Source organism: Candidatus Hydrogenedentota bacterium (assembly GCA_012523015.1).
In the GTDB taxonomy this organism is placed as follows: Bacteria; Hydrogenedentota; Hydrogenedentia; order Hydrogenedentales; family CAITNO01; genus JAAYBJ01.
The window spans coordinates 1-6,859 of the sequence record JAAYJI010000050.1; the positions used below are offsets into that span (position 1 = coordinate 1).

A 6,859-nucleotide genomic window follows, 5' to 3' on the forward strand; every position below is an offset into this window, starting at 1 on the left:
CACTGCAACAATGCTGCCGGGAAGTACCCACGCAAGAAACAGGGTAACAATCACCGATAAAGCAATACCGGAACGAGCCAAAAGAACTGTATGCCGCTCATTCATTAGGTTTAAGGCGCCCCGTTCTAGGAAGTCTCTGCCTAGAGAGGTGCCCATCAAGTGAAACTGGGAACTCAGCGTTGACATGACCGCGGCCAGCAGGGTCAACATAAAGAGAATGCCGAACCATTGAGGCAGAGCACGGTTGATGTAGGTGGGAATGATTAAGTCAATGTTGCCGGCAGGAACCGAGGCTGTCGCAATGCGGCCTCCATGTTCCGACGCTGCAAACCAGACATTAGTCAAGGCACCCGTGGCAAGTACGCCGAACATGACGGAGAAGAAAAGAGCGCCAAACAAGGCAGATCGGTTCAGCGCACGGTTGTCTTTCACGGTCATAAAGCGTACCGCCAATTGGGGTTGTGCAAGCATTCCCACACTCATCCCCAGTATCAGGCTGGTAATTAAAATATAAAAGAACATACTGCCCGCTTCGGGGAGACGCGTCCAACCGCGGAACCCGACCTGCTCTATGCGGAGAATTGACAGCTTGCTGGCGAGCTCTGGCCTTTTTTGCATCAACACTGCGACACCGGCAACATCGGGGCGTGACTCAAAAAACTGTATCCGTGCGGCTTCGGTCATGGTGGCGGCGCTTGCCGCTTGCCCCGCCACGTCCACGAACCACCCTGTGAAATCACCCGTGGTAAGATCGTTAGGAACCAAGGAGGTCAGTTCATGTCTTGCTTCCTCAAATTGCCTGTCTATTTCTGAGGGGAGCGCCGCCAGTTTGCGATGTGCTTCAAAGGGTCCGCCCAAAATAACGTAGGTGTATACGACCATGATCACCAAACCGATGAAAATCAACAGCGCTTGGAAGACATCTGTATAAATTACTCCGCGCATTCCTCCCGTGATGACGTAACAAGCGACAAGGCTCGTGAAGACTATCAAAGCGAGTTCATAATTAATCTGAAAAGTCGCTTCGACATAACGGCTTCCGCCGATGAGTACTGCCGCAGTATAAAGTGGCATAAAAAGAAAAATGATAAGCCCTGAAAAGCCTTGGATGAAACGTGAGTTGAAACGTTTACCCAAAAGTTCGGGAAATGTAGTTGCATCAAGACGCTGTCCCATGGCACGCACGCGGATTCCTAAAACCATAAATGCAATAAAGAAGCCAAAAAATAGGTTCATTACATTGGTTAGTACAATGCCCATGCCGAAGATAGCGGCGGCGCCGCCAAATCCGATTATTGCTGATGAACTGATAAAGGTGGCACCATACGAAAGAGCCATCATGAAGGGACTGATAGTGCGGCCGGCCAGCATGTAGTCTTCAGTGCTATGAGTTGCTTTGTACCCTTTGTAAGCCAAAAAAAATGTTACAGCCAAGTACAACAGGATCGTCAAAGCGACAACCAATAGATTCATCAGTGTGTTTCCTTTTAGACCGGAGTGTAAACTGTTGCGGCTAACCGGCGTAATTCAGATTTCAATATTTTATTGGTGGGTCCCATGGGAAGGCTTGGCAGAAAACTCACATGTCGAGGATAGGCATAGGCAGCGAGATGTTCACGTCCCCAATCTAGGATTTTCGCCGCAGTCAAAATAGCCTCTTCATGAAGAACAACAAAGGCATGGATTTCCTCTCCCAATTGTTCATCAGGTATGCCAACCACAGCTGCAAGTTTAATGCACGGGTGCCGCATCAATACCGCCTCTACCTGGCATGGGTAAACGTTAAACCCACCGCGGATGATCATGTCTTTGATACGATCCAAAATATGGAGGTTGCCGTCTGCATCCAGCATGCCCACATCACCTGTGTGGAACCAACTTCCACGAAATGCCACCGCGGTAGCTTCCGGGTCGCCAAAGTATCCGCACATAACCGTAGGGCCACGAACGACGATTTCTCCCGCTTCTCCTATTGGTTTGTCGTTCATGAGTTCATCGACAATTCTGATTTCCGCGCCCCACATCGGCACGCCGACACTCTCCTTCGCGTAGGGGCGGTCGCGACGGGTGGCAGCCACTACCGCTGTGGTTTCCGAAAGCCCATACCCTTTTTGCAACCGGACTCCGAACACGGATTCCACTTCATCTACCAAATGTGGCGGTACCGGCGCGCCGCCAACGATGCCCGTACGCCAGTGTTCACGTATCTTACCTAAGTCATGATTCCGTAAACCCGGATAATGCAGTAACCCATAGAACATGGTTGGTACGCCGCTAAATATCGTCACATTATAGTGTACCATCGCGCATAATACATGTTCCGGGTCAAAACGGGACTGTAACACTAAGGTCGCCCCCGCATAGAAACCGGCCCCCATCAGCATGGTTTGACCGAGCACGCTGAACAGAGGCGCGGCAACTAAAATGACATCGTCTGAGGAGTATTCCATCACATCACTATACGACAAGCAGGCAACTGCATAATTGGCGTGAGTCAGTTCTGCTCCCTTGGCTCGGCCCGTCGTCCCCGAGGTAAATATAATGTTGCACGAAGCGTCGGCCGCAGTCTGAACACTTGGAAAATGACCGGCATTGTTCTCAAGCCAATCATCCAAAAAATAAATGTTTTCAGAAAAGTAGGAGAGCGCTTCCATCGCACCTATAAGACAGAATTTCGTGCAGGAAGGCGTCTCGAGAAAAGCAGTATATCCCTCGGTCAACATGGGAAGCTGTCCCGCTCCATCATAACACAGGTAAAAGCAAACATCGGCATCCGAGAGATTGCGCGCTATTTCTTCATGTTTCAAAAGAGGGTTCAATGACACCACGACAGCGCCCGCTTTTAAAATACCGTAATAGCACATGACAAAATACGCATTTGTGAGGCAACTCAGCGCTACCCTATCCCCGGGACGGACACCGGCTTTCCGTAACCCATGTGCAACACGATTCGCGAGATCGTTTAATGCTTGAAAAGTATAAACATGGTCGTCCTGTATTATTGCAAGTTTATTGGGATATAATCGCGAGTTCGTTTCTAGTACGGTTGCAATATTCAGCATGAGATATGTGCCTCCGATTATGCATGGAAGGTTTTATATAAAAGTCTTGTTTATCTAAGACAAACGTTTGTCTATTGTATAATAAGTGAGAAGCAAGTGCAAGTTGTGCTCTTCGCTACTGGATACCGGAAGAACTAATATGCAGCGGAAAGAACGCCGACAGGATCACCTGTGCCATTTTTTTGGTTTCACATGAAGGCCCAAAATAGTATCAGGCTCAATTGACATTACCGGATATTCGGCTGATGGGTTGCTTCACTTTTCGGTTTAGTTGCATTTATAACGGTATACTCTTAGAATATCGATTTAAGGTCGACCCATTTCGACAACAGACTCCCCTCCGCAGAGGGATTTACTAGGACGTGTATATATGTCAATAATTCGTACTACTCTTTCTCTTTGCCCACAGTGTGCTTCAGAGATACCCGGTAGTGTGATTCTAAAAAATAATCACGCTTTTTTGTATCGAGAATGCCCGCTGCACGGCTCCAATAAATTACTGCTTTCCCGGCAAGGTTCGCTTTACGTCGATTTGGATCGGTTTTATTTTAATGTCTTAAAAGAGGACACCCCTTGTGGCAGGATTACGAACTATTGGGTGCTTATTAAAGATGCCTGCCAGATGAACTGTCCTTATTGCTCCGTAGAGATGAGGGATCCGTTCTTTGAGGAAATGAGCTTGGAAGAATACCGAACGCTGCTCCCGACCTATAAGAAAGCGAAACATACGTTTACGGGTGGTGAACCCACATTACATCCCCAATTTTTTCAGTTTGTGGAGGAAGCCGTCCGGAACCGAGTAACCGTCCAACTGGCTACAAACGGGATACGACTGGCGGATCCGGATTATTGCAAACGTCTCCAAGATGCCGGCATTGATGAAATTCGACTGTCTATTGACTCTTTTGACCGAGAACAGGCAGCCCGCCTTAGCCTAAGCCAATTTGTTGATGCAAAAATGGCAGCGTTGCGAAACTTGGAAGCGCTTAATTTTCCAACAAGTCTGTCCCCCACGATTTTTAAGGGCATTAATGAAGATCAGCTTGTGGCGAGTTGCGAATATGCGAAAGACAAAGCTTTTATAAGATCCCTTTCTGTAAATGGCTTCGCATATGTTACTACTATCAAATCACTCAGTCCGGAGAATATTATAATGCCGGATGAAATGATGGATCTGCTCTTCGAACACTATTGCACAGGACCAAGAGAAGATCTATATGTCTTTCAGAAAGCCCTTCACGCTCTGTTGCATCTCGTAGACATCCGGCTTTGCATGAATGTACAAATTATGTTATTCGTGCGGAAAAACAGCACCCTGAAATCGTTGACTGACTATTTGGCCATGGATCGTATGAAAAGAGCCCTGAGTCGGTGGGAACGTCACGCACGAAAAGGTCTGTTTTGGAAGCGACTTACATTCCTTCGGGTTCTTTTAGTGTCTATAAACCGAAAAACTTTTCATTTGCTTCCTTCACTCATAAACCTTTTCTTGGTAAATTTATTCGGTATCAATGTAAAACAATATCCGGAAATATTCTTGCCAGTGGTAATGAACACCAACTGTAATGTCTACAATACAGATAAGACTTTGGGCAAGCAATGTATGAGCGGTAATCTTTTTATTCGAGATGGAAAAATACAGCATGGATTCAGTACGGAAACCTTGTCAAACAAAGAAAAACGACACGCCAAGGAAAGGACGCAAAAACATCCGAGTTCTTCATAAGCAGAAATAACCCTTGTGTGTGGGGGAAATAGGATGCATTACTTGAAGATCCTATTATTGCTTTGACAACTTTCATGTCATGGCGGGATTTTCATGCCGAAGAGGAAGCGGCTGATCTGAATTCTTTTCACAAAAAGATCGTAGACCAAGAGAGTGAGCAGGAAGGTGAGCGCCGAAATAACAAAAAATTTAATCCACAAATTCATCGACCATTGGACGACATAAAACGCAATGGCACATAAAATTGTCTGGTGAAGAATGTAAAAGGGATAGGAGGCTTCATTGGCGTAGCGGTAGAACCGATTCTTACCGTTGAGCCATGTTTCTGCATAACCCATTGAAGCGATGATCCAAAACCACGTGCCGAAAGTGCGGAGCACATACAACAAGATATCACCCGTGGAATAGCGTGGAAATTGGATGTTAGCGGCGTGTGCAGAGAGCATAGCGACCGTGACAAGGATGCCTAGCACGAGTGCAAAGCCCTTTGCTCGCTGCACCGCGGTTTGGAATCGGGTATCATCCCCCATAATAAATCCGTAGATGAAGAGCGTCCCGTAGAAAAAAGGATTTTTCCCGCTAATATCGGGCAGGGCGCCCGCCACAACCAAAGGCACCGCCATCAAAAATATCGTTCCGGAACTTTGGCATTTCAAAGCGAGCCAATCGATGAGGCGCCGATGTTTTATAAGATACAGGAACAAGGGAAGCACCGCCACGGAGAAGACTAGGAGATAAAGTATAAACCAAAGATGGGCAGGGGTGAAGTCTCCCGTATACCCGCTGAGATCGCCGCGTATTACAAAATAGTCGCGCAAGAAATGCCCATACGATTCGGAATGACCGGGTTTTTGGAATCGGGCAATAAAGGCTTGGGGCGGGACTAACACCAAAACACCAAAGAGAAGCGGAACAAATAACCGTTGAAACCGTTCCTTTAGATAAACGGAAGCACTGCGGAACCGAAGGGCGCAGCCGGTGGCGGTGCCCGCCAATAAAAACGAGAGCGGCATAATCCACAACGCCAAATAACTGATAAAATAACTCAATGCATAACTGAGTTCATCATTCTTGACGTAATTACCTTCCCAAATATCAAAAACGCGAGCCGTATGAAAAGGTACGAGAGATGCCACGACGAGTATGCGCAGCCAATCAACAGGATAACGCCGCTTTATTTTTACCATGGCATTATTTCACCGGATTGTTGGAAATAGGTATTGATTTCAGGCTAGAAAAGGCAGACGTATAACGCCTGCTTCTTATAAGTCTGTGTATAGTATAGCATTAGGCGTGAACGGTTGTTTGCATTGTTCTTGTTATACGCCGCTGAATAGGAAAAATATGCCTGATGGAGACGGTACCTTTAGATCGGATAGGTTGCACTTAACTTTCTATTTTGTAATAATAGGCGCAGTTGGCAGAAATTCTGACCGACGACATTCCGTTCTTTTTTTTGGGCGAGGAGTCTCAGATTTTATTGTAGACAAATTCATGCACGGTATAAAAGGAAGGTATTTGATTATTTTTGTGAGACTCCGTCGTTGCCTACGCTAAGGCGCACAGTCGCAAGATACCGAAAAGCATGTATAATCGCGATCGTCAAGAAAAGAGAATAAATCCAAAATTAATAGTAGGAAAAATCTAATGGTTTTTGAACTGGATCACATACATTTTTTTTATCTGTCTTTAGCCGAAAAAGTTGAACTTGGCCGTGCCCTCTGGGGGCGCCCCCTGACGCTGTCCGAAAAAATTCTCTTCGCCCACGCATGGGATACGCCCGTGACCGAGCCGTACCGGCGTGGCAAGGACTATGTCCATTTCGGTCCGGATCGTGTGGCGATGCAAGATGCAACGGCCCAAATGGCGATGTTGCAGTTTATGCAAGCCGGTAAAAACCGCACCGCCGTTCCCACCACGATTCATTGCGACCATCTCATTGTGGCTGAAAAAGGAGCCAATCCTGATCTTGCCAAGGCGCTTGCTTCGAATAAAGAGGTGTATGATTTTCTCGCTTCCGTTTCGAATAAATACGGGATCGGTTTTTGGAAACCCGGAGCGGGCATTATTC

General features: G+C 46.8%; 5 protein-coding genes. 2 read left to right on the forward strand and 3 right to left on the reverse strand.

The window, feature by feature from the left end:
• Together GX117_02150 and GX117_02155 are read right to left on the reverse strand one after the other, a co-directional pair.
• A partial coding sequence (locus GX117_02150; GenBank protein NLO32150.1) for a sodium:solute symporter family protein occupies window positions 1-1,473 on the reverse strand: 1,473 nt, incomplete at its 3' end.
• A 14-nt stretch (window positions 1,474-1,487) separates the two neighbouring features.
• Window positions 1,488-3,062 carry a long-chain fatty acid--CoA ligase gene (locus tag GX117_02155; GenBank protein NLO32151.1) on the reverse strand — a complete coding sequence of 525 codons (1,575 nt, stop codon included), beginning with the start codon at window positions 3,060-3,062 and terminating at the stop codon, window positions 1,488-1,490.
• Between the two features lie 433 nt (window positions 3,063-3,495).
• Here GX117_02155 and GX117_02160 point away from each other — a divergent pair, with 433 nt between their 5' ends.
• Entirely contained in the window at window positions 3,496-4,788 is a 1,293-nt protein-coding gene (locus GX117_02160; protein NLO32152.1) for a radical SAM protein, read from the forward strand.
• Window positions 4,789-4,865: 77 nt separating this feature from the next.
• Here the strand turns inward: GX117_02160 and GX117_02165 are convergent, their stop codons facing one another.
• Entirely contained in the window at window positions 4,866-5,975 is a 1,110-nt protein-coding gene (locus GX117_02165) for an acyltransferase family protein (GenBank protein NLO32153.1), read from the reverse strand.
• Between the two features lie 460 nt (window positions 5,976-6,435).
• Between GX117_02165 and GX117_02170 the strand changes: the two genes are divergently transcribed.
• On the forward strand, window positions 6,436-6,859 hold a 424-nt coding region (locus GX117_02170; protein NLO32154.1), incomplete at its 3' end, for an aconitate hydratase.